Genomic DNA, 23,569 nt, shown 5'->3' with positions numbered 1-23,569 from the left:
GGGCCCGGTAGATGCCGGTTTGCTCGTGCAACTGCCATGTCCGCCGGCGAATCGGAACTCCTGGTATTCAAGCGATTCAGAACTTTGGCAGTTGAAGTGGGAGAATACTGTCTGTGTCCAGATCAGGTTTCGCTTCCAAGAGCTACCACACCCGTGGTCTGGTCTTGCGCACCCATAAGCTAGGTGAAGCCGACCGGATCATCACGCTGCTGACCCCCAACGGAATTGTCCGTGCCGTGGCCAAGGGCGTACGCCGGACCTCGTCGAGGATGGGCGCAACGCTGGAACCTTTCATGGAGGTCAATGCTCTGCTGGTGATGGGCCGGAACCTCGATATCGTCTCGCAGGCCCAGCTGCGCAACCCCTACGGCCAGCTGCTGGTCATGGATTACCCGAGCTATACGGTGGCCAACGCCATGTCGGAGATCGCCGAAAGGCTGCTCGAGACGGACAGCGATTCAACGCTCCAGCAATATAAGCTCTTCCACGGTGCGATCGCGCTGCTCTCCAAGCAGAGGGTTGATTCCGGGGCCGTGCTCGATTCCTATATTCTGCGGGCGCTGTCGGTCGCTGGTTGGGCACCGTCATTCACCAATTGCGTGCGCTGCGGCAAGCCTGGCCCGCATCAAGCACTGCACGTCCAGCTTGGCGGCGTGGTTTGCCCCGAATGCCGCCCTTCCGGGTCATTATCCCCGCACCCCATCACCATCGAATATCTGCAGGCCCTATTGGAGGGGGACTGGTTCACCGTGGCACAGGCAGGACCCCGTGCGCGCAAGCAGGCAGCAGATATCGTGGCCAATTACTTGCAATGGCACCTAGAGCGTGCAGTGAATTCCCTACGTCTTGTGGAGAGAAATTGAAGAAGCTTCCAAAGATCACCGGTCGCCGAGGCCCCGTTGCTCCCTTTGCGCATCCGGAGAATCCACAGGTGCCGGCCATTCCCCAGGAGCTCATCCCTGAGCACGTGGCGATTGTCATGGACGGCAATGGGCGGTGGGCCAACCAGCGCGGACTGCCGCGTACCGAGGGGCATCGTGCAGGCGAAGCCGCGCTGCTCGATGTGATGGCAGGCGCCGTGGAGTTGGGTGTCAAATATGTTTCGGTCTATGCGTTCTCCACGGAAAACTGGAAGCGCAGCCCAGAGGAAGTCCGCTTCCTGATGGGCTTTTCGCGTGATGTCCTGCGCCGCCAACGCGATACGTTGAATTCTTGGGGCGTGCGCATTCGCTGGTCGGGCCGGGAGCCCAAGCTCTGGAAGTCAGTGATCAACGAGCTCAAAGAAGCCGAAGAGCTGACCAAGGACAACTTGGGATGCCAGCTGACCATGTGTGTGAACTATGGCGGTCGGGCAGAACTTGGCGACGCAGTCAGCCAAATTGCCCAAGATGTCGCTGCCGGCAAGCTTCGCGCCAGTTCCGTTGGCGAAAAGACCATTGCCAAGTACCTGCATGCGCCAGAACTCCCAGATGTGGATCTCTTCCTGCGGACCAGTGGCGAGCAGCGCACCAGCAACTTCCTGCTGTGGCAGTCGGCCTACGCGGAGATGGTCTTCCTGGACCAGTTGTGGCCGGATGTCGACCGGCGGACGCTGTATGCCGCAGTGGAAGAATACGCAAAGCGCGATCGCCGCTACGGCGGAGCCGTCGACAAGCCCCAGGGGTAGGACGTTCAGCGCGCTGTGCCCACCATCCGCAGCCAAAGGCTCAAGTCGCGATACGCCGCGGCTCTGGCCGGTTCAGCGGAGGTGAACACATCGTGCATTGCTCCGGGAATTTCGGACAGGGTGACGAAACTGCCCAGCTTCATCGCCCGCAGGCGAGTCTGCTGAACGTCCAGTACCGAATCGCAATGCTGCATATCGGGGGAGTAGGTCGTGCCGATGTGGGTCCGGTCCGAGGTGAGCACGAAGATCGGCTGCTGGAGTTTCAGCCCTTTGGCTACTAGTGCATGGCCATCGAAGATCGTTTTCAGCCATCCCGCGGTATTCGGAAAAGCGACTCTTGGCCGCCACAGTCGATGAACATCCCACTGGCCGTGGCTGTCGGTACTCAGTGATTGCCAGTAATGGTCGAATTCTGGCCCGCTGAGCTTCCGGCGCGGATTCGTGCGGGTGATCGCTTCCATCAGGCCATGAATGGGAATGCGCAAGAAGGCTGTTCCCTGGAATTCGAGCCATGGAGCATTCAGCACCAGAGCCTTGATCTCTGGTTGCCGGCGGGCAATCCATAAGCTATGAATCAGTCCGCCGGTCGAGTGCCCTTGGGCCACTACTGGCAGGCCCGGATGCTCCTTGCGCAGCAGTTCCAAAGTCGCTTCAAGCTCTTCGTCGAAGTCCGCCAAGTCGTCAACGTATCCGGGCAAGGCATGTTCTGCTCTCAAGCTGCGACCATGCCTGCGCAGATCCAGTGCGTAGAAGTGGTATCCGTGATGATGCCAGAAAGCAGCCAGTTCACGGTTGTAGAAATAGTCGCTCCAGCCGTGCACGCTCAGCACGATTCCCTGCGCCTTGCGCCCGAGACGTTGCCGGAATCCTGCCGGGCGGTACCGAATCAGCGTTGCCACCGCCGGGCCTTCGGCATCGGTTCCGAAATCCAGGGTTTGGTGCTCGAAATCGGGCCCCAGCGGATCTTCAACCCATTGCCCCGGGCAGGTGGAAGACATGAAGTCGGGCCAGTTGCTGCTTTCTGGGACGACGAAGTGCTTCATATCTTGAATACTACCCACCTCAAGTTGTCTGTTTCGGCCTCTTCGCGGGAAAATGGGTCTATGCGCATATACCCACTGGTCTTCAAGCACGTCTTCACCAAGATGGATCCTGAACAGGCTCACCATTTTGCCTTCAACGCGATCAAGATTGCGCAACGTGCAGGGCTCACCAAGGCAGCACGCAAATTCTTCGCCCCGGCACCCAAACTGAATCGCACCGTCATGGGTATCGACTTCCCATCGCCATTTGGATTGGCTGCCGGTTTCGACAAGGGAGCCACCGGCATCTTGGCGTTGAGCGACATAGGTTTCGGCCATGTTGAAATCGGAACGGTTACCGGACAGGCCCAGCCCGGCAATCCGCAACCAAGGCTTTTCCGTCTGGTTGACGACCGCGCGGTTATCAACCGCATGGGCTTCAACAATGAAGGTGCCGAGCGCGTGGCTGCCCGCGTCGCCGGTGCCCGCCAGGAGCTCAAGTCTGATTACGCTGGAACCCGTCCGGTGATTGGCGTGAATATCGGCAAGACCAAGGTCGTGGAGTTGGAGGATGCGGTCGCGGATTACCTGTCGTCCACTCGCCAGCTGGCGATCCACGCGGATTACCTGGTGGTGAACGTTTCAAGCCCGAACACCCCAGGACTTCGCCTGCTGCAGAGCGTCGATTCTCTTCGCCCGCTGCTTTCGGAAGTTGGCCAGCTGGCTGACAAGGTTGCAGGCCGGCACATCCCGCTGCTGGTTAAGATCGCTCCCGACTTGAGCGATGAGGACGTTGCCGATGTCGCGCGCTTGGCCATCGAACTTGAACTCGATGGCATCATTGCCACCAACACGACTATCGGTCGTGAGAACTTGAATAGCGATGCCGCCAAAGTTGAAGAAATTGGTGCCGGCGGACTATCAGGGGCTCCGCTCAAGCAGCGATCGCTTGAGGTTCTTCGCCAGCTGCGTTCATTCGTTCCTGCCGAAATGGCGTTGATTTCCGTCGGCGGCGTGGAAAATGCCACGGATGTGAAGGAACGCCTGGACGCGGGCGCGGACTTGGTGCAGGGCTACACGGCATTCCTCTACGAGGGTCCGTTCTGGGCACGTTCCATCAACAAGGATCTGGAGCGCATGCTCTAGAGCGTTGGTCGTGCAAGCCCATCATCACTCTGGTACGGCCTCGATTTTCACAATCGGGGCCGTACAGCTTTAAGCTCGTTCAGCTACTGCGAAGCTGGCCCGACAATGACCTCGTGTGCTATCTCGAGCACGTGGTGAATCCAGAGCCAGGGAGGCAGGGGAGAAGCTGGCAATTTAGAGCGACAGGCTCCAGGAATCCTTGTATCCGCGTCCACAAGCACGAGACTCACCTCCAGATACAAGGCTGTATGGAAAATTTCCTGCTGGAACTGCCCGGTAGATGAAGATCTCCATTCTTCTTGTATTCACGTTCACAAAGTTATAACCCTGTACCACATGGAGGAATTCGATTAGAAAAGGGGCAAGCTCATGCGAGCTTGCCCCTCAGTGGTCTAGCTGGATCGACTAGTCGATAATTTCGCCGCGCTTGACCTGCGGCTTCGGCAGGCGCAATTTGCGGAACTGCATGCCGCGCATCGCAGCGTACATGCGTACGCCCTTCTCCATGTGGCCGAACTTGGCAGTCAAGCGCTTCTTCAAGATTATGGAAGTCACGATGGCCTCGACGATGATCAATGCGATCACGACCCACAGGGCCAGCTGCACGAACATCTGGACCTGCAGATTGCTCTGGAATACCAGCGAGATGACCAAGAAGGCCAGGATGATGAACATCATGAACTCGCCGAACATCCAGCGGGAGTCAATGAAATTCCGGGTGTAGCGCTTCTGCTCGCCCTTATCGCGCGGCATCAGGTAGCGTTCATCGCCAGTTTCGTTCGCCAAGCGTAAACGGTTCTGGGCTTCGATGCGTCGTTGACGTTCAGCCTCTTTCGCGGCCTTGCGATCAGTAGGAACCAACGGGCGTTGCCGGTTCGCCTGCTGCGCACTGCGCTTGGGCGTTGGACCGGTCTTGCGGCCGTCGGTGGATTCCGGGGCCTGCTGAGCAGGCTCCACATTTACGGGGGATTGAGGTTCATCCTTCTTACGTCCAAACACCCCTCCATCTTAGCCGGGATTCGACAACGGCGTGACATTCGATACCCGTGGAATTGCTAGGCTGAAGACATGACCGAAAATACTTCCTTGGACGCCGCTGCTAACGGTGTCGATATTGCCGCGCTCAAGAGCCACATCGAAACGAACTTCGAGAAGATCCTCGAAGAGCTCACCTCCCTGGTCGCGATCCCAAGCATCGCATGGGAATCCTTCGACCCGCAGAACCTGGAAAAATCAGCTGCTGCCGCTGCCGAATTGGCGAAGTCGGCTGGCATGGAGACCGTGGAAATCCTGCGCGAACCAGCGCAGAATGGCGCTATGGGCGCACCTGCCGTTGTCGCGCAGCGCAAGGCGGCCCCCGGGAAGCCGACCGTGCTGCTCTACGCGCACCACGACGTCCAGCCCCCAGGCAACGAGGCAGACTGGAATACCCCGGTCTTCGAAGCCACGAGGGTAGGGGACCGGCTGTTCGGACGCGGCGCCGCCGACGACAAGGCGGGCATCATGGTGCACATCGCTGCGATGCGCGCCGTGCTGGATCTCGTCAGCGACTTCGGCGTTGGCGTAACCTACTTCTTCGAAGGCGAAGAAGAAGCAGGCTCCCCATCCTTCCGCAACTTCTTGGAAGCGCATCAGGAAAAGCTGGCGGCAGACGTTATCGTCGTTGCCGACTCGTCCAACTGGTCAGTTGGAACTCCGGCGCTGACCAGTTCATTGCGCGGCATGTGCGCGGCAGAGATAACCGTCCGCTCGCTGAACCATGCGGTCCATTCTGGCATGTTCGGCGGCCCAGTTCTCGATGGCCCCATCCTGGCTGCCAAGCTGATTTCCAGTTTCCACAATGACGATGGCTCCGTGGCCGTTGCGGGATTGGTCGCCAACGACGCTGCCGAAGTCGAGTTCGATGAAGCCGAGTTCCGCAAGGATTCCGGCGTACTGGATTCCTTCCAGCTCGCTGGATCCGGGAAAATCACCGACCGCTTATGGAATAAACCAGCACTGAGCGTGATTGGAATGGATATCCCAAGCGTTGACCACTCATCGAATACCTTGCTGCCGGCAACTCGCCTCAAGGTATCGATGCGGCTGGCGCCAGGGCAGGACCCGGCCGATGCGCTCAAGGCCCTTGAATCACATGTCAAGAGCATTGACCTGCGTGGCGCCGAAGTTGAATTTGTGGCTACGGAAGCGGGCAACGCCTACAAGGCCGATTTGGATGCTTCAGCTAATGACACTGCGCGCTGGGCACTGGAACAAGCTTGGGGTGTTGTACCAGTGAATATGGGGCTGGGTGGATCAATTCCATTCATTGCAGATTTGCTGGAAGTCTTCCCGCAGGCCCAGATTCTCGTCACTGGCGTCGAGGATCCTGATTCGCGCGCGCATTCAGCCAACGAGTCGCTGCACCTGGGCGACTTCCAGCACGCCATTGAGGCTGAAGCACTGATGCTGGCAAGGATCAACGCCGAGGGACTATGAAGCGTGTCATACGGAGAGACGCAAGGGGAGAAATCTTCAGCGTAGCGACGTAGGATAGAAGCAAGAACAGAGGTGCCAGCTCCAGAACAAATCTGGGGCTTGGTACCGCATCGAGCAGTATGGGAGGAAAATCATGACTGCATCTGTTGACCAGACCAAGGGCGACCCAACCGAGGTTCCAACCCACGAGGTAGAAATTTCCGACGTGGCAGCGGCCAAGGTTCGCTCGCTTCTGGAGCAGGAAGGTCGGGATGATCTTCGTCTCCGCATCGCAGTGCAGCCAGGAGGCTGCTCGGGCCTGATCTACCAGCTTTATTTCGATGAGCGCATGCTCGAAGGCGACGCTGTGCGCGACTTCGACGGCGTTGAAGTCATCGTCGACAAGATGAGCGTGCCTTATCTTGCTGGCGCATCCATTGATTTCGAGGACACCATCTCGAAGCAGGGCTTCACCATCGACAACCCCGCCGCATCCGGCTCCTGCGCGTGTGGAGATTCCTTCCACTAGGCCGTAGGGAACTAACGCCGCTGTTCAAACGTTGAAGAAATTTCTCGTTAGTACAGCGGCGTTTTTCGGCATTCTGACCCCAAAGAGGGTAAGCTCTACACTAAGTAGTAAAACTATGTTTCCCTTCGTGAGCCACCTCACCGTGCAACTCGTTTAAACCACGAGGTGACTTATGAAGACCACATTCTGCACCAACAAAGAGGAAGGGCCGTCTGTGAGTTCGCAAGACCGAACCGGCAGTCGCGGGTCCGCTAAAGCCAAAGTACTGGCTTTAGTCGGCACTGGCGCATTGCTGTTGACGGGATGTACAGCGGAGGCAAAACGCGGTTGGCTCCCAAACGTGGAGCGCGATACCACCAACCACACCGGGGCAATCCAGGATTTCTGGGTTAACTCGTGGATCGCTGTTATTGTCATCGGCGTATTGACCTGGGGATTGATGCTCTGGTGCGTCATTGCCTACCGTCGCCGCAAGAACGATACGGGTTACCCGCGTCAGCTGAGCTACAACCTGCCATTGGAGATCTTCTACACGGCCATTCCTTTGGTCCTTGTTGTAGTCTTCTTTAGCTTCAACAACAACCTGGTAAAGCAGATCAACGCTCCTGTTGATTCTGAGGTTGTAGTGGACGTCCGAGCCAAGCAATGGGCCTGGGACTTCAACTACAGCTACCAGGGCACCGAGAAGTACTTTGCCGGCGAACAGGCTCACTTGAACACCGATGGCTCGGAAGGCGTTCGCGAAGAACTGCCAACCTTGTACCTGCCAGCAGGCAAGTCGGTAACCCTTGAGCTCAATAGCCGCGATGTCATCCACTCCTTCTGGGTCCCAGCCTTCTTGCAGAAGCTGGACATGATCCCAGGCAGGACCAACTACATCTACCTGACTCCGCAGGTTGAAGGCACCTACGACGGCAAGTGCGCCGAGCTTTGCGGCGAGTACCACTCGGAGATGCTCTTCAAGGTCGAGGTTGTCAGCGAGTCCGAGTTCAAGGCTCAGCTGGCGAAGATGGAAGATGGCCACATTGGTGAAGAATACGACCGTCAGCCAAATGCTGTAAACGGCGTAGTAGTAGAGCGCGGGGAAGGAGAGTAATCATGACAACGTTTGAATATGCGACTGACGACGTAAAGTCGATTGCCCCAGCCGTAGTGCCGAAGTCTAAGGGTCGTCTGTTCGTCGACTACATCACTTCGACCGACCACAAGAAGATCGGGTACATGTACCTGATCAGCTCGTTCATCCTGTTCTGCATCGGCGGCCTGATGGCGCTGCTGATTCGTGCAGAGCTGTTCGAACCAGGCATGCAGATCCTGCAGACCAAGGAACAGTACAACCAGCTGTTCACCATGCACGGCACCGTCATGCTCCTGATGTTCGCAACCCCGCTGTTCGCTGGTTTCGCCAACGTCATGATGCCTCTGCAGATCGGCTCGCCGGATGTGGCCTTCCCACGTCTGAACGCCTTGGCATTCTGGTTCTTCTCGCTGGGCTCGATTATCGCCCTGGCCGGCTACCTCACCCCTCAGGGTGCAGCGAGCTTCGGTTGGTTCGCGTACGCACCGCTGTCGAACACCACCTTCTCGCCAGGCATCGGCGGCGACCTCTGGGTCTTCGGCCTTGCACTGTCGGGCTTCGGTACCATCCTTGGCGCCGTCAACTTCATCACCACCATCATCTGCCTGCGCGCGCCTGGCATGACCATGTGGCGCATGTCGATCTTCTCGTGGAACACCCTGATCACCTCGTTGCTGGTCCTGATGGCCTTCCCGCCGCTGGCAGCTGCCCTGTTCGCACTGGGTGCAGACCGCCGCTTCGGCGCTCACATCTTCGATCCGGACAATGGCGGTGCCGTACTCTGGCAGAACCTGTTCTGGTTCTTCGGCCACCCTGAGGTATACATCATTGCCTTGCCGTTCTTCGGCATCGTCTCTGAGATCTTCCCAGTGTTCTCCCGCAAGCCGATCTTCGGCTACAAGGGCCTGGTCTTCGCGACCATCGCAATTGCCGCCCTGTCGGTTTCCGTGTGGGCACACCACATGTACGTCACCGGCGCGGTTATGCTGCCATTCTTCGGCTTCATGACCATGCTGATCGCAGTTCCAACCGGTGTGAAGTTCTTCAACTGGATCGGTACCCTGTGGCGCGGCTCGATCACCTTCGAAACCCCCATGCTCTGGAGCATGGGCTTCATGATCACCTTCCTGTTCGGCGGCCTGACCGGCATCATCCTGGCGGCTCCGTCCCTGGACTTCCACGTATCGGATACCTACTTCGTTGTGGCCCACTTCCACTACGTGGTCTTCGGTACCGTCGTGTTCGCGATGTTCGCTGGCTTCTACTTCTGGTGGCCAAAGTGGACCGGCAAGATGCTCAACGAGCGCCTTGGCAAGATCCACTTCTGGTTGCTGTTCATCGGCTTCCACGGCACTTTCCTGATCCAGCACTGGCTGGGCGTCATGGGCATGCCACGTCGCTACGCCGACTACTTGCCTGAAGATGGCTTCACAACCATGAACCAGGTATCGACCGTCTTCGCATTCATCCTGGGTGCATCGATGATTCCATTCTTCTGGAACGTGTGGGTAACCCACCGAAACGCCAAGATGGTTGAAGTTGACGATCCATGGGGCTTCGGCGCATCGCTGGAGTGGGCAACCTCTTGCCCTCCACCACGTCACAACTTCCACTCCATCCCTCGCATCCGTTCGGAGCGTCCAGCACTGGATCTGCACCACCCGGAACTGAGCGGACGGGTTACCCCCGAAACTCCGGTTGCGAAGATCTTCGGCTCGGCTGACCAGAAGGACGTATAACGATGAAAGTTGAATCCTGGATTTTCCTGGGTGGCATCTTCTTCTTCACCCCGGTAGCAATTGTCTACGGTTACATGACCAACTGGGAAGAATGGGTCGGATTGCTGTCCTTGATCATGCTGGTTGGACTCTCGGCAATGGTAGGCGGCTACTTGCTGTTCACCGCTAAGCGCGTTGGCAACCGCCCGGAGGACCGTGTGGATGGCGAAATCCACGAGAACGCCGGCGATATCGGAATGTTCTCCCCATGGAGCTGGTGGCCATTGGTGCTGGCATCCGCGGCAGCTGTTGGCTTCCTTGGCCTGGCTGTCGGCTGGTGGGTCTTCTTCATCGGCGCCGGCTTGGCCGTCGTTGGTGTGACCGGCTGGGTTTACGAATACAGCCGTGGCGATCACGCTCACTAAGCAGCAACCCTGACGGGGTGGCAAGCACTTTTGCTTGCCACCCCGTTAGTCTTTTAATAACAGTTCTTCGAAGGCAATTGGCCTTCGGGATATCCAGTTCGAGGAGAAGCAGCATGCGCCACGCACCGCAGCCACACGTTCAGGCGCACCTTGATCCGCAGAGCAAGCAAAGCAAGTACCGGCAGATCCGCGAGATTCTCAAGACCCATGCGCGCGAAGCCTGCAAACCTGGCTACAAGCTGCCACCCGAACGCGTGCTGGCTGAGCACTTCGGCGTGGCTCGCAAAACCATCCGGCAAGCCATCGACGCGCTGGTCGATGAACAGGTGCTCAAGCGGGTAGTCGGAATTGGGACCTTCGTTGTGCCCGAGAAACTGGATCTCCGTGTCCGCCTGCACTCCTACTCCGAGGACATGATGCGCCGCGGCATGGTTCCCGATGCCCACGTACTCGAATTCGCGGAGATCAAGGCCAACGCCAGCCTTGCGGCGCAGCTGATGATGGAGGAGGGCACAGCAGTCGTCCAGTTCAAGCGCCTGCTGCTCGCCGATGGCATTCCCATGAGCCTGGACGAGAACTATATGCCCGCTGATCTCGTGCCGGGTTTCGTGGACGGCGAGCCGCCGTCAAAGCTATATCAAGCCTTGCACGAGCGCTACGGCATCTTGCTTGAATGGGGCGAGGATCAAGTGGAAAGCACTGCAGCCAGCAAGAGGCAAGCGGTGCTCTTAGGCGTAGACCCCGGCTTCCCGCTCCTGCAGATCACGCGCTACGCCTACATCGGCGATCGGCTGGCCGACTACTCTGTCTCGCTCTACCGGTCGGACCGCTACAAGCTGTTCGTTCCACTGCAGCGAGTCGGTACTCGCACGCCACGCTACACGGACACGTTCTGAGGTTAGGCTTGCGACTCGGGTGTCAAGGAAATTGGTTTCTGCCCAACAGCGGCAATGAATAATGCCCACTGATGGCCAACAGAACTGCACGTTGACGGTCAGCAGCACCACTGCACACTGACCTATCCGTGCAAGCACGGCGGCGACCGTCATCCACGGCAACAGACCAACCTCCAAAACGCCATCTCTAGGTCCTGATCAACTATTCCAACGCCGGTGCCGGCCTTGATCACTTGAAAGTGTGTCAGGAGAGGGACGCAGCAAGTTGGCTGCTGAAGGGAATAGTCCTAGATCGCTTCCTGGAGCTGGACAATTGTCTGGGCAGCAACCACCTCGGGCAGCCACAGTTGTGAGCGGCTCCGATCCGGAATTGCGGCTGGCTGGTGGCCTCCCAGATTCATCTGCAGACGGCATTCCGCTTCCTCGCGGGTGAAGAGCAAGGGAGCCTACGCGCACAGGTTGAATCAACCATCGCAGCAGGTTCTTGGCCACACCCGGTAACCCAACGCCTTTTGCGAGCCTGGCGGGGGAGCAAGCCCATGCTGGCCCCCGCGTCGCATGCTGGCACAGCGCCAGAAGCCCTTCTAATCGACTGGGAGATCCGTGGATGGCCCCGAGATCATGTTCGCGGCATTGGCTAGAGCTCTGGTGCACACAAGGCCGCAGGAAAGATGGGTTAACGAAGGGAGGGACACACCTTGCGGTGTGTCCCTTTCCTTTGTGACTAACTCGAGTCGCTATTACTTAGTGATCGAGTCCTGCTTGTCGCCTTCGACCTCATGGTGGCCGTGGGCTGCATGAGCAGCTTCCAACTCCGATGGGGTTACCGGGGCGACGCGGTCTTCGAAGAAGAACTTCGACAGTGCCGCACGACGCTTCTCCGAACCGGAGACGTGTCCTGCTGCATCAGGCTGAGCCGGGATGTACTGGCGATCAACGTAGTTGGTCAGCAGGTAACGCTTGTAGACATCAATTTCCTCGTGCTTCTCCGAGAAGCCACCCTCAGGCGACATCTGGATGATGCCGGCTTCGCGGCCGTGCAGGACGATCTCGCGATCCTTGCGCTGCAGCGACAGGCAGATACGGCGAGTCAGCCAGAAGGCCAGGATTGGGCCCAGGAAGAACAGCGTACGCAGCCAGTAGGTGACATCGTTCAGCGACACATGGAAGTGGGTCGCGATCAAGTCGGAGGAGGCAGCAGCCCACATGACGCAGTAGAACACTACGCCTGCCGCGCCCATTGCCGTACGGAATGGAGCGTTGCGTGGACGGTCGAGCAGGTGGTGCTCGCGGTCATCCTTGGTGACCCAGCGTTCGATCCATGGCCAGGCGAACATCACTGCGAACAGTGCGCCGGCAGGAACCAATGCTGGCAGCAGGACGGACAGCACCAGGGTGTTGTCGCCCCATGGGAATGGAATGATCCATTCGAAGCTGAAGTTGCCAAGCACACCAGGCATCAGGCGCAGAGCGCCATCAACGAAGCCGATGTACCAGTCCGGCTGGGTACCAGCCGAAACAGGGGATGGGTCGTAAGGTCCGTAGTTCCATACCGGGTTGATCTGGAACAGGCCAGCAATCAATGCCACGATGCCGAAGACGATGAAGAAGAATCCACCGGCCTTCGCTGCGTAGACCGGGCCAACAGGGAAGCCAACAACGTTGTCGTTGGTGCGGCCTGGGCCTGGGTACTGGGTGTGCTTATGAGTCACAACCATGAACAGGTGGATCACAATCAGCAGGATGATGATCGCAGGAACGATCATGATGTGCAGCGAGTACAGACGCGGGATCACCGTATCGCCTGGGAACTCTCCGCCGAAGAAGAACATCGACAGGTAGGTGCCCACGATTGGCAGAGCCTTCATGACGCCATCGATAATGCGCAGGCCGTTACCGGACAGCAGGTCATCCGGCAGGGAGTAGCCGGTGAAACCGGCAGCCAGACCCATGATCAGCAGCACGCCGCCAACAACCCAGTTCAGTTCACGTGGGCGACGGAATGCGCCGGTGAAGAATACGCGCAGCATGTGCACGGAGAGGGAAGCAACAAACAGCAGTGCCGACCAGTGGTGCACCTGGCGCATGAACAGGCCGCCGCGCACGTCGAAGGAGATCTCCATGGTCGAGGCCATAGCCGTCGACATGCCGATGCCCTTCATCGGTACATACGAACCGTTGTAGATGACGTGCGCCATCGACGGATCGAAGAAGAAGGTCAGGAAGGTGCCGGAGAGCAGCAGCAGCACGAAGGTGTACATCGCCACTTCACCGAACATGAACGACCAGTGGTCAGGGAAGATCTTGCGACCGAATTCCTTGACGATGCCCGACGCGCCTACGCGGGAGTCCACGAAGTTCGCGATGCGACCGGTAGCGGTCGATGCTTGGTACTCGTTAGTAGCCATGATTAACCACGCTCCCAGTACGATGGGCCAACTGGCTCGTGGAAGTCACTCTGGGCGACCAGGTAGCCCTCGGAGTCCACGGTGATTGGCAGCTGCGGCAGTGCGTGGCCAGCCGGGCCGAAGATGACCTTGCATTCCTGCGTCAGGTCAAAGGTCGACTGGTGGCATGGGCACAGCAAGTGGTGGGTGTGCTGCTCGTACAGAGCAATCGGGCAACCAACGTGGGTGCAAATCTTGGAGTACGCGACGATGCCGTCGACGTTCCAGGTTTCACGCCCCTCGGAGATCTGCATTTCCGCTGGATCCATGCGCATCAGCAGAACGACGGCCTTGGCCTTTTCGTTCAGCGGGTGCTCGGCCTCGTTCAGGCCTTCTGGGATCACGTGGAAAGCAGAACCGATCTGCACGTCTGAAGCCTTGATCGGGGTACCGGATGGGTCGCGGGTCAGACGGACGCCCTTGTCCCACATGGTGTGGCGCAGGGAATCGATCATCTGGCTCGCGGTGTTTCCGGTGCGATCCAGGTCGCGGAACATGAAGATTGCCGGGATTGGAGCCAAGGCAATGGCGCCGATCAGGGTATTGCGGATCAGCGGACGACGCTTGATGCCGGATTCCTCGATAACGGTATCGATGATCTCGACGGCATCCTGGCGATCTTCTTCCGAGCGGATCTCGTGGCGCATTTCCATGAGCTCGTGATCCGGCATCAGGGTCTTGGCCCAGTGGACAATACCCACACCGATACCAAGCATCGCGAAGGCGGTGCCCAGTCCCAGTGCAGCATTCTGCACACGCAGTTCAGCGAAGGTCATCTCACCTAGGCGGCCCAGGACGAAGTAGGCCACGAAGAAGAAGAGCGTGCCGATGATGGAGATGGTAAATAGGAGCGCTACTTGACGCTCATGTCGCTTGGCTGCGCGCGGATCGCGGTCTGCGAGACGCGGACGATGCGGTGGTAGGCCCGGATCTGGGAAACGATCCGGAGCTACATCGTCAGCCTTAGCAACGGTGCCCGAGTTTTCGGGACTGCCGTGACTATGGTCGCCCATGTTTCTCTCTCATCCTTCTGTTAGGAATTTATGTACGTAGTGATGGTTACGGCCGTGGCCGTGGTTTGCCTTAGGAAGGACGCGAGGTCAACCAAATGGTGAAGGCAATGATGATACCCAGACCTGCGGTCCAGGTGAACAGGCCTTCAGCAACTGGACCCAGGGAGCCCAGGGCTGCACCGCCAGCGGAACCATTGGCTTCAATGGTCTTCAGGAAGGTGATGACATCACGCTTCTCTTCTGGGGTGATGTTCGAGTCGTTGAACACTGGCATGTTCTGCGGGCCGGTAGCCATCGCTTCGTAGATGTGCTTTTCGGATACACCGGTCAGGGTTGGCGCGAACTTGCCGCGGGTCAGCGCACCACCGGCAGCAGCCGCGTTGTGGCACATCGCGCAGTTCACACGGAAGAGGGTGCCACCGAGGGCGGCGTCGCCCTGGGTGGTATCCAAGTATTCCTCATCAGGGATCGCTGGGCCTGCACCCAGGCTTGCAACGTATGCTGCCAGCTGGGAGATCTGCTCGTCGTCGAACTGCACCGGCTTGACCTGGGCCTGTGGTCCCTGCATCTGCATCGGCATGCGGCCGGTGCCGACCTGGAAGTCCACGGATGCCGCGCCAACGCCAATCAGCGATGGACCGGAATCGGAGCCTTGGGCATTCATGCCGTGGCAAGTAGCGCAGTTGGCGATGAAAAGCTTCTGACCTTCTTCTACATCGGCCTGCGATGCAGTAGTGGTCTCAGCTGCCTTCGCTTCGCTGATGTTACCGGCTGCAGTGTAGAGACTGCCGGTAATCAGCAATCCGAACAGAAGCAGGGCCACAGCGGCGAGCGGGTGGCGGCGCTTTTTCGAAAGAGCCTTCACTTGCTGGTTCCTCACTTAGTTTCTTTGGTGTGGTGTTGCCGTACTTCTTGTTGAGGCAACTAATGAATTTAAGCTGCTACTTCAAGAAGTAGATGATCGCGAACAGGGCGATCCAAACAACGTCAACGAAGTGCCAGTAGTAGGACACCACGATGGAGCCGGTTGCTTCGAAGTGACCAAACTTCTTAGCCAGCATCGCACGACCAATGATCAGCAAGAATGCGATCAGACCACCAGCGACGTGGATGCCGTGGAAGCCGGTCGTAATGTAGAAGACCGAAGCGTAGGAGTTCGAGTTGATGGCCACGCCCTCGCTAACGAGGACAGCGTATTCGTAGGCCTGGACCGAAACGAAGATCGCACCAAGGATGAAGGTGAGAATGAACCATTCAATCATTCCCCATTCCTTGAAGTTGAACAGCCCGCCAGAGCGGCGAGGCTTGAATTCTTCGGCACGGAACACGCCTAGCTGGCAGGAGAACGAGCTGGACACCAGGATGATGGTGTTAGCCAGCGCGAACGGCACGTTGAGCTTGGCAGTTTCAGTCGCCCATAGTTCGGGCGCGGCAGCCCGGAGGCTGAAGTACATGGCGAAGAGGGCGGCGAAGAACATGAGCTCGCTGGAGAGCCACACCATCGTTCCCACCGACACCATGTTTGGGCGGTTCGGCGCATGTGGCGCCGTCGTATTTGGGGCATGAGTCGCAGTTGTCACACTGACATTATGTCTCTAAATGGCCCTCAGATACCAATGCAAAAGCGGGTTCACGGAGGTTTGTTGCGCCACACCACGGCAACATCCGCGGAAACATGCGGAAGTACAGAGAAAACTCTTTCTACAATTCGTAGAGCTTCATTCGGCGCGTCTCACGAAACAATCACTTATGCAACGAAAGTGTTGCGTATTTATCCTTGGAAAATAGGCGATTTTAGCGACTTGAGCCACATCATTTAGCGACATGAATTGGGTGGCGCGGCCAGTGTCTCGATAGGCTTTCTCATGTGTCAACGAGCCTTGTAAACGAAAAGTTCCCGACGTGGCCAGATCTATTGGCCACCCTGATCGACGGTGGCGATCTCAGCCGCGAACAGGCCGCTTGGGCCATGAATGAGATAATGTCCGGCGAGGCGAGCGACGTGCAGATCGCCGGCTTCCTGGTTGCACTGCGCTCCAAAGGCGAAACCGTGGCCGAATTGACCGGCCTAGTGGACTCCATGGTGGCCAACGCCCGCCCATTGACCATTGACGCACAAACCTTGGACATTGTCGGCACGGGCGGCGATCGCCAGAACACGGTCAATATCTCCACGATGTCCACGTTGGTCTGCGCTGGTGCCGGCGTGAGCATAGTTAAGCACGGCAACCGCGCGTCCTCTTCATCCTCAGGATCGGCCGACGTGCTCGAAGCACTAGGGGTCCGACTTGAGGTACCAATCGAGCGCCTTGTAGAGGTGTACGACAAGGTTGGGATAGCGTTCTGCTTCGCCAATGTCTTTCACCCCTCAATGCGCCACGTTGCCGGAGCACGACGTCAATTGCGGATACCTACCGCCTTCAACTTCATGGGCCCGTTGACCAATCCCGCCTTGCCAACCGCATCCGCCATCGGATGCTCCGACCTGGTCATGGCACCAATCATGGCTGGCGTGCTTGCAAGCCGTGGCGTGCGCGGCCTAGTCTTCCGCGGAGACGACGGACTGGATGAACTAACGACCACTGCTGCCAACCGAGTCTGGGAAGTGCGCAATGGCCAAGTCACCGACTTCATGTTCGACGCCCAAGATGTTGGACTCGCCCGGGCGACGCTCGATGATCTCCGCGGTGGGGATGCGCAACACAACGCAGGGGTTGTACTCGATGTCATCTCGGGAGCGACCGGCCCTGTTCGGGACGCGGTTCTCCTCAACGCGGCCGCAGGAATGGTTGCGTACAGCGATACTGCTGAGGGCAGTTTCGAAGATCGCATGCGGGCCGCCATTGAAAAGGCAGCACATTCGATCGATTCCGGTGCGGCGAAGTCCGCCCTGGACGCTTGGTCGTCAACGACCCAGGCGATCGTAGGGGAGTAGCTCCTGCAGGCAGCGACAAAGCCGGTCTTTGGTTCACGAGTTTACAATCAGTGAACCAAAGACCGGCTTTGTTTTCGATACCGCTTAGTCGTCTAGACCGAGGGAAAAAGCTGCTTCGAGGTCATGCTCGGAATAAGCGCGGAAAGCGATGTGGGTCTGGGTGCCGCGGATGCCTGGAATCTTGGAAAGCTTATTAGCGATGACTTCGGCGAGATCCTCGTGCTTGTTGACCCGTGCAATGGCAATCAAGTCCCAGTCGCCTGCGACGGAGTAGACTTCACTGATGCCCGAGATTGCCGAGATCTGCTGTGCGCACTCGGGGATACTGTCAGTTGCAGTCTGGATCATGACGAATGCGGTGACCATCACTATGCCTTTCGGTTCTAACTTGCCGCCTGGCAAGAGGCGGTTGATTTGGAATCAACTGTAGTCGAAAAGCCGAGAATGGCAGGCATGGCTGCATCACCAGACTTAGCAAAGTACAAGAATTTTAATTTGTAGATATGAATACAAAGTTTTATGATTGTTCCATGATTGTCTTGACTATTGACCAGCGACGTTCCCGATCCACCGAAGACAAGGTGGAAGCACTAGTCAAGCAAGCTAATGCTACCGTCCCTGTGGTCCGCCCGTTCCAGCGAACCGCCGGCGATGAGGTTCAGGCTGTCTTGGATGATGCCAATGAAGCAATTCGCTTGGCAGTGATGATGGCGGCGTCAGGGGACTGGAGCGTTGGCCTTGGTTTCGGACAGGTCGAAACGCCGTTGCCGGAAGAGACCCGGGCTGGCCGAGGACCGGCCTTTGAGTATGCCCGTGTTGCCGTGGAACGCGCTAAGAACACCAACGCACATATCGCTGTTCACGGGCCATCGCATGAAGCCACCCGTCTGGAAGCTGAGCTCCAGTTAACTGCCTGTATCGTTTCCAAGCGAAGGGCCACAGCTTGGGAAGCCGGCACATTGGCTGACGAGGGCATGACCCAGCAACAGATTGCCAAGGCACTTGGAATCACTCAGCAAGCCGTCTCTTCTCGGCTGTCGGCCGCACTATGGTTTGAAGCGAATCGGATGATGGATGAAGCTGCGAAATCGCTAACCCGTCAGCTCAAGATGTTAAAGGAGCAGTAAATGCTTTGGATCGCGTGGGGGAGTCTTTGCCTAGCGGCATTCGTCTCTTGCATATCCGCTTACTTCGGTCATGCCATGGGCAAACGAGCTCGCGTTCGTGACTGGCTCGTAGTTGGTTCTGGCTTGTTCGCACTGCTTTCGGCACTGCTGGCTGCAGTCTCCCAAACATCGATGCAGACGCAAGGGATTCCACCGGTTTACGCTATCGTCCTGAGTTCCATCTTTGCCATTAGTTTCGGCGGCCCTTTTACGGAGCTGACTTTCCGGCTTGCTGCCAAGAATGACGTCGAGCTCCAAAAGGAAGAGTGTGACCCTTCACCGCTTCGTGGCGGACTTTGGATCGGACTTCTGGAACGGACAGCAATTGTCGGAAGCCTCTGGGCTGGTTGGCCAGAAGGCATTGCGGTCGTTCTGGCGGTTAAGGGTCTCGGGCGGTTCTCGGAACTGAAAGATCATCGCGCCGCTGAACAGTTCATCCTGGGGACTTTCGCCAGCGGCCTTGTTGCCGCAGGTTCCTACGGGCTTGGACTGCTAATTATCTAAGCGCTTGGCCACCAACGAAGTTAACAGCCTACGCCCCATCAAGAACAGGCCCAGGACCAGCGAAGCAACGATAATGAATGGGACAGCTGCGGTGGAACCAAAAGCGATGCGCAGCGCTAGCCCAGCTGCTACGGTCCCTACCCAGACCAGTACGCCTGCAGGGACGAGCTTATTGATCGTGAACCATGGCCTGGACAGCAAGGTCATCACCACATAGGCGATCAAGAACGGCAGGGCTGTCATCAAGATGCCACTAAAGCTCAAGGCATGTTCATGTTCACGCCTCCCGAGCAGGGCGAAGAGAACAATCAGAACAACGTCGACAGCCATCCACAATGGCCACATACGAATAGATTCCTTCATGTACTCATCATAGGTTTACCCTGCGGACCATGAATAATCTGGTGCTGTTTCGAGCGATCTCGGTTCAGCCACACGCGTGCCTGATGAAGGCTCGCCACAAATGCCCTGGCATTCCTTCCTGATGCAAGGTCTGCTCTAGCATTAGTCCCATGAAGACGTGGCCTGGCAATGCATGGATGCAAGCTCACCAGATCGCTCTCTATCTCACCGCGATCGCGGCCGGATGCGTCTTCGGCCTGGTTTTGCCTTCAGCCAGCAAGGCGCTTGAATTCACGGTCAATCCAATCCTGGGTCTGCTGCTCTACGCTACTTTCCTGAGCATGCCGCTAACACGCTTGCCCCAGGCCTTCCGGGACATCCGGTTCATTGGTGCACTGTGCACCATCAACTTTGTCGTAGTGCCGATCGTGGCCTTCGGCTTATCGCGTCTCGTGGCGGGGGAACAGCCTCTGCTCTTCGGGGTTCTACTGGTCCTGCTGGCACCCTGCATCGACTACGTCATCGTGTTTACCGGCTTAGCTGGGGGAGACAGCCAAAGGCTGCTGGCCGCCACACCCCTTTTGCTGATTTTACAGATGGTGCTTGTGCCGGCATACCTCTACTTGTTTGCTGGCCCTTCTGCAATCAGCATGATCGTTCCAGTGCCTTTCCTGATGGCGTTGCTGTGGCTCATTGCGCTTCCCTTGCTCACAGCAGCACTCACCCAGGCACTGTCAACGCGCTTTGCACGGATGGAGTGCATCGGCGATTGGGCCGACTACCTCATGGTTCCCTTGATGATGGGAACGCTGTTTTGCGTGGTCGGTTCGCAGATCTACACGGTGCAGTCCAGCTTTGCCCAATTGGCGCTGGCCATCCTTGTTTTTGTCCTTTTTATCGGCCTGATGAACATCCTTGGATACTCTGCAGGAAAACTCTTCCAGCTACCCATGGCCTCACTGTGGGCCGCGACATTCAGCGGCGTCACCCGAAATTCACTGGTAGTGCTTCCACTGGCCCTGGCCCTGCCGGCGGAGCTGGAATTAGCCTCTGCCGTAGTCGTGAGCCAGACCTTGGTAGAGCTGCTTGGCATGTTGGTGATGGTTCGCTTCACGCCGAAACAAAGCACCACATTGCAATCCAAACTATAAGCAATACATCTCGAATATGATGATGCACCGTCGTTGGGGTCAATGAAATGAGCGGATGGGGGATGCCCATTCTGCACGACCAGAGCGGCAATTGCGCCACCAGACACAATATTAATCGATCGTTTAATCGATCCGATGAGCACTGGCCTCGTCGCCTATCCCTCCAGGAAGAAAGCGCCGAGATGGCCAGGAGTAAAACCAGCAGACCACCAATCGCGGCCCTGCACGGCGAAGGCGAGGTGAGCATCAGCTTCGTCCCAGGTGGTGTTTGTGCACGGTGATGCAAACCGTCCGCAAAGTCTAGAGAAATCGGAACCACCTGTCGGCAAAAAGATTAGGGGAGAGGTGCAGGCGAATCGCCCACACTCTCGTATATCTCCCGATAAAGATCCCCAAATTGATCCATCGACCGCGGCGCTCCCAGCAAGACGGACTCCAGATAGGTTAGATGCGTTTCCCACCCAGCCAAGTAAGTTGCGACGTCAACGCTGATATTTGAGTGGGTGAGCACGAGTTCAGCTCCGATCGGGACGGACCGCAGAATCCAACTAACTTTCGATTCCGATTCTTCTGGAAACTTCCAGGACATCTCAAGGGCCGTCGCTGGATCAATCCGCTCAATCAGGCTTTCGCAGATATAGCCTTCCGCATGTTCGATTTTCACAGTCGAACCCACGGCAAGGTTGCCAGCGCGGTGGGTACCCAGCCAGAGTGGCAAGGTCTGGCAGCCAGTCAGCACCTTCCAGTGTCGGTCAGCCGATACGTTGAAACTCCATCGAAGAACTAGCGAACCCGACGAATCGTCCGCGAACTTTCGGATGAGTGGCATATGAAGACACTACGTCGATACTTTGACGTCACAAAAGGGAATAGCGCACTGAAACCCGAATCGGGGAGGCCTAGATGTGATGTCCAGGGACGTTGTTGAGTCGGTCGAAGGGTACGCCGCCAATCGCAGAGTGGTGTCGGTGGTGGTTGTAGAAGTGGAGCCAGCCGGGCAGCGCCAGGCGTCGTTCGGCCTCTGAACCGTAAAACCTGGCATAGGCCCAGCCGTCCCCGAGCGTGCGGTGGAATCGCTCGATCTTCCCGTTCGTCTGCGGCCGGTAGGGGCGTGTCCGCTTGTGTCGGATGCCGAGCCGAGCGCAGAAGTCCCTCCATGCGTGGGATCTGTATGCCGACCCGTTGTCGGATAGGACTCGCTCGACGGTCACGCCTCGTTCGGCGAACCAGGCCACGGCGCGTTCGAGAACTCCCACCGCTGTGCTCGCCTGCTCATCCGACCAGATTTCTGCGTATGCGACGCGGGAGTGGTCGTCGATGACTGTGTGAACGAACGCCGTCCCGGTGCGCGGCTTGTGATCTTTTCCTCGTGGTAATCCCGGAGTCGCGAGCTTGTTCCGTGCGCCTTGCTGCCGACCTACGTAACGATGTCCACCGCCGTCGGGGATGTTGCCGAACTTCGTGACATCGACATGAATCAACGATCCCGGATGAGGATGCTCATATCGCCGCAATGGCTCGCCAGTGACACGATCGATATGCGAGAGGCGGTTCACGCGGCAACGGACGAGGACCGCGTGAACAGTCGACGTCGAGAGACCAAGTCGCGCAGCGATCTGGGCTGGCCCCAGTCGAAGCCGCCAGCGCAGGTTGATGATCTTCTTCTTGACATGCTCGGGCGTCCTGCCTGGGATCCGGTGCGGCTTGCTGGAGCGATCCTGCATCCCAAACTCACCCTCTTCCCGGTAGCGGCCTGCCCATTTCCGGGCAGTGATCGGGGAGACCATGAACATCTTTGCGGCGATCGTGGCCGGATAGCCGTCTTCGACAATCAGCCGGGCTAACCGGAGACGGGCACGAGGAGTGAGAAGAGCGTTCGGATGGGTCATCAATTGGCCTCCGCCGCGGTCTTCGTAAGCGCGCGTCTGGTGAGAAGCATGATGACGAGAGCGATCGCTGTCAGCACCGAAGCGACCCAAACCGGCGCGAGCAGCCCCAGCCCGGTCGCGAGCCCGAGCGCACCAAGCACGGGCCCCGCTGCAGCTCCGATATTCAATGCTGCGGTTGCGTACGAACCGCCCATCGTTGGCGCACCCGATGCTGCATACAGCACACGCGTGATCAGAGTACTGCCGACGCCGAACGACAGGAATCCCTGAACGAGGACGAGGACGATAAGCGCGACGGGATGAGATGCGACCACTGCCAACACGATCCAGCCTGTCAGCAATAGCGGTCCGCCGACTGCGAGCACGAGGCCAGGTCGTTGATCTGATAGTCGTCCTGCGATCGTGACGCCAAGGAACGATCCGATGCCGAACATCACCAGCGCGACGGACACCCACGCTTCGGCCAAGCCCGCGGTCTCGGTCACGATGGGTGCCAGGAAGGTGAATGCCGCAAAGGTCCCTCCGTTGATCAGCGCTCCGAGTACCATGGCCAGGATGAGCCGCGGCGTCGCCAACTGGCTGAGCTCGACACGGAGCCTTGGTGAGGTCGCGCTAGTCTCGCTCCGACCAACATTGTTCGTGACGCCACGAATGACTCCAACGGCCGCGGGAATACAGAGGATGGCGATCGCCCAGAACGTCGTTCGCCAGCCCAGCGCTGTGCCGAGCAGTGCCCCGGCGGGGACGCCCACGACGGTTGCGATCGTCGTGCCGGAGAGCAGGATCGACAGTGCACGCCCCTTCTGGTTCGCTGGCACGAGGGTAGTGGCCGTGCTCAGTGCTACGGCGAGGAATCCTGCGTTTGCGAGAGCGCTGAGCACCCGGGTGATGAGCAGGAGAGAGAACACTGGTGTCATCGCTCCGATGACGTGGCTTCCCGCGAACACGAGAAGGCAAACGATCAATGTGAGCCGCGGTGGCCAACGGCGAGCGAATGCCGCCATCACTGGCGCGCCGACGACCATACCGACTGCGAATGCGGAGGTCAGCAGGCCCGCAGTGCCGACCGAGACGTCAAGTTCGGTCGCGATCGCGGGGAGCAATCCCGCGAGCATGAATTCTGAAGTGCCCATGACGAAGACCGCCAGGGCAAGCATGTAGAGGGCAAAAGGCATCGAGTACTCC

At 58.1% G+C, this 23,569-nt stretch carries 24 protein-coding genes; 13 read left to right on the top strand and 11 right to left on the bottom strand.

Annotated elements, in window-relative coordinates; translation table 11 throughout:
• The first annotated feature begins 113 nt into the window (after positions 1-113).
• Entirely contained in the window at positions 114-863 is a 750-nt protein-coding gene (recO, locus tag ACLQ8T_RS08540; RefSeq protein ID WP_413454404.1) for a DNA repair protein RecO, read from the top strand.
• Positions 860-1,666, top strand: a complete 807-nt coding sequence (locus ACLQ8T_RS08535; RefSeq protein ID WP_073706233.1) for an isoprenyl transferase — start codon at positions 860-862, stop codon at positions 1,664-1,666. Before recO ends, ACLQ8T_RS08535 begins: the two co-directional genes overlap by 4 nt.
• Positions 1,667-1,671: 5 nt before the next feature.
• Here the strand turns inward: ACLQ8T_RS08535 and ACLQ8T_RS08530 are convergent, their stop codons facing one another.
• The gene (locus ACLQ8T_RS08530) at positions 1,672-2,709 is read right to left on the bottom strand and encodes an alpha/beta hydrolase (RefSeq protein WP_204722145.1); all 1,038 of its coding nucleotides are present in this window, start codon (positions 2,707-2,709) and stop codon (positions 1,672-1,674) included.
• Positions 2,710-2,769: 60 nt separating this feature from the next.
• Between ACLQ8T_RS08530 and ACLQ8T_RS08525 the strand changes: the two genes are divergently transcribed.
• Entirely contained in the window at positions 2,770-3,834 is a 1,065-nt protein-coding gene (locus ACLQ8T_RS08525; protein WP_204722143.1) for a quinone-dependent dihydroorotate dehydrogenase, read from the top strand.
• Positions 3,835-4,239: 405 nt separating this feature from the next.
• Here ACLQ8T_RS08525 and ACLQ8T_RS08520 read toward each other — a convergent pair whose 3' ends face one another.
• Complete coding sequence (locus ACLQ8T_RS08520) at positions 4,240-4,833, bottom strand: DUF3043 domain-containing protein (protein WP_038991084.1); 594 nt, start codon at positions 4,831-4,833, stop codon at positions 4,240-4,242.
• Positions 4,834-4,902: 69 nt separating this feature from the next.
• Here ACLQ8T_RS08520 and ACLQ8T_RS08515 point away from each other — a divergent pair, with 69 nt between their 5' ends.
• The 6 genes from ACLQ8T_RS08515 (at position 4,903) to ACLQ8T_RS08490 (ending at position 10,937) form a co-directional block, all read left to right on the top strand.
• Entirely contained in the window at positions 4,903-6,312 is a 1,410-nt protein-coding gene (locus ACLQ8T_RS08515; protein WP_413454403.1) for a M20/M25/M40 family metallo-hydrolase, read from the top strand.
• 133 nt (positions 6,313-6,445) lie between these two features.
• Complete coding sequence (locus tag ACLQ8T_RS08510; RefSeq protein WP_038991082.1) at positions 6,446-6,820, top strand: HesB/IscA family protein; 375 nt, start codon at positions 6,446-6,448, stop codon at positions 6,818-6,820.
• A 172-nt stretch (positions 6,821-6,992) separates the two neighbouring features.
• A complete protein-coding gene (coxB, locus tag ACLQ8T_RS08505; protein WP_413454402.1) occupies positions 6,993-7,916 on the top strand; it encodes a cytochrome c oxidase subunit II in 924 nt (307 codons plus the stop codon).
• A 2-nt stretch (positions 7,917-7,918) separates the two neighbouring features.
• Positions 7,919-9,637 carry a cytochrome c oxidase subunit I gene (ctaD, locus tag ACLQ8T_RS08500; RefSeq protein WP_413454401.1) on the top strand — a complete coding sequence of 573 codons (1,719 nt, stop codon included), beginning with the start codon at positions 7,919-7,921 and terminating at the stop codon, positions 9,635-9,637.
• A 2-nt stretch (positions 9,638-9,639) separates the two neighbouring features.
• Positions 9,640-10,041 (top strand): cytochrome c oxidase subunit 4, encoded by a 402-nt coding sequence (locus ACLQ8T_RS08495; protein WP_413454400.1) that lies wholly within the window; start codon positions 9,640-9,642, stop codon positions 10,039-10,041.
• 113 nt (positions 10,042-10,154) lie between these two features.
• Entirely contained in the window at positions 10,155-10,937 is a 783-nt protein-coding gene (locus ACLQ8T_RS08490; protein ID WP_204722133.1) for a GntR family transcriptional regulator, read from the top strand.
• A gap of 740 nt (positions 10,938-11,677) precedes the next feature.
• Here ACLQ8T_RS08490 and ACLQ8T_RS08485 read toward each other — a convergent pair.
• The 4 genes from ACLQ8T_RS08485 to ACLQ8T_RS08470 all read right to left on the bottom strand — a co-directional run bounded on the left by ACLQ8T_RS08485 (position 11,678) and on the right by ACLQ8T_RS08470 (position 15,977).
• Entirely contained in the window at positions 11,678-13,345 is a 1,668-nt protein-coding gene (locus ACLQ8T_RS08485) for a cytochrome b (protein WP_038991077.1), read from the bottom strand.
• Between the two features lie 2 nt (positions 13,346-13,347).
• Positions 13,348-14,397: a ubiquinol-cytochrome c reductase iron-sulfur subunit gene (locus tag ACLQ8T_RS08480; RefSeq protein ID WP_038991076.1), complete on the bottom strand. Its 1,050-nt coding sequence runs from the start codon at positions 14,395-14,397 to the stop codon at positions 13,348-13,350.
• Between the two features lie 70 nt (positions 14,398-14,467).
• On the bottom strand, positions 14,468-15,262 hold the full coding sequence (locus ACLQ8T_RS08475) for a c-type cytochrome (RefSeq protein WP_038991075.1): 795 nt from the start codon (positions 15,260-15,262) through the stop codon (positions 14,468-14,470).
• Between the two features lie 76 nt (positions 15,263-15,338).
• Positions 15,339-15,977, bottom strand: a complete 639-nt coding sequence (locus ACLQ8T_RS08470) for a heme-copper oxidase subunit III (RefSeq protein ID WP_254590165.1) — start codon at positions 15,975-15,977, stop codon at positions 15,339-15,341.
• A 389-nt stretch (positions 15,978-16,366) separates the two neighbouring features.
• Between ACLQ8T_RS08470 and trpD the strand changes: the two genes are divergently transcribed.
• Positions 16,367-17,332, top strand: a complete 966-nt coding sequence (gene trpD / locus ACLQ8T_RS08465) for an anthranilate phosphoribosyltransferase (RefSeq protein WP_413454399.1) — start codon at positions 16,367-16,369, stop codon at positions 17,330-17,332.
• An 84-nt stretch (positions 17,333-17,416) separates the two neighbouring features.
• Here trpD and ACLQ8T_RS08460 read toward each other — a convergent pair whose 3' ends face one another.
• Positions 17,417-17,698: an Lrp/AsnC family transcriptional regulator gene (locus ACLQ8T_RS08460; protein ID WP_066138340.1), complete on the bottom strand. Its 282-nt coding sequence runs from the start codon at positions 17,696-17,698 to the stop codon at positions 17,417-17,419.
• 137 nt (positions 17,699-17,835) lie between these two features.
• On the opposite strand from ACLQ8T_RS08460, the gene ACLQ8T_RS08455 reads away from it, so the two are divergent.
• On the top strand, positions 17,836-18,459 hold the full coding sequence (locus tag ACLQ8T_RS08455; RefSeq protein ID WP_239543321.1) for a SatD family protein: 624 nt from the start codon (positions 17,836-17,838) through the stop codon (positions 18,457-18,459).
• Positions 18,460-19,002, top strand: coding sequence for a hypothetical protein (locus ACLQ8T_RS08450; protein WP_413454398.1), 543 nt, complete (start codon positions 18,460-18,462; stop codon positions 19,000-19,002).
• On the opposite strand, the gene ACLQ8T_RS08445 is transcribed toward ACLQ8T_RS08450, so the two are convergent.
• Positions 18,991-19,365 (bottom strand): DUF3054 domain-containing protein, encoded by a 375-nt coding sequence (locus tag ACLQ8T_RS08445; protein WP_413454397.1) that lies wholly within the window; start codon positions 19,363-19,365, stop codon positions 18,991-18,993. The two genes, ACLQ8T_RS08450 and ACLQ8T_RS08445, sit on opposite strands and share 12 nt — an antisense overlap.
• A 149-nt stretch (positions 19,366-19,514) precedes the next feature.
• Between ACLQ8T_RS08445 and ACLQ8T_RS08440 the strand changes: the two genes are divergently transcribed.
• Positions 19,515-20,495 carry an arsenic resistance protein gene (locus ACLQ8T_RS08440; protein ID WP_413454396.1) on the top strand — a complete coding sequence of 327 codons (981 nt, stop codon included), beginning with the start codon at positions 19,515-19,517 and terminating at the stop codon, positions 20,493-20,495.
• 334 nt (positions 20,496-20,829) lie between these two features.
• Here ACLQ8T_RS08440 and ACLQ8T_RS08435 read toward each other — a convergent pair whose 3' ends face one another.
• From ACLQ8T_RS08435 to cmx, 3 genes are all read right to left on the bottom strand, one after another.
• Entirely contained in the window at positions 20,830-21,324 is a 495-nt protein-coding gene (locus ACLQ8T_RS08435) for an SRPBCC domain-containing protein (RefSeq protein ID WP_413454395.1), read from the bottom strand.
• 70 nt (positions 21,325-21,394) lie between these two features.
• Entirely contained in the window at positions 21,395-22,384 is a 990-nt protein-coding gene (locus tag ACLQ8T_RS08430; RefSeq protein WP_011273866.1) for an IS481-like element IS5564 family transposase, read from the bottom strand.
• On the bottom strand, positions 22,384-23,559 hold the full coding sequence (cmx, locus tag ACLQ8T_RS08425; RefSeq protein ID WP_047217927.1) for a chloramphenicol efflux MFS transporter Cmx: 1,176 nt from the start codon (positions 23,557-23,559) through the stop codon (positions 22,384-22,386). Before cmx ends, ACLQ8T_RS08430 begins: the two co-directional genes overlap by 1 nt.
• Positions 23,560-23,569 lie beyond the last annotated feature (10 nt).

Origin of the sequence: Glutamicibacter sp. FR1, assembly GCF_047300825.1 — a bacterium.
GTDB lineage: Bacteria > Actinomycetota > Actinomycetes > Actinomycetales > Micrococcaceae > Glutamicibacter > Glutamicibacter nicotianae.
The sequence above is the reverse complement of the archived record's forward strand: the minus strand, read 5'-3'. Positions and strand labels throughout refer to the sequence as shown.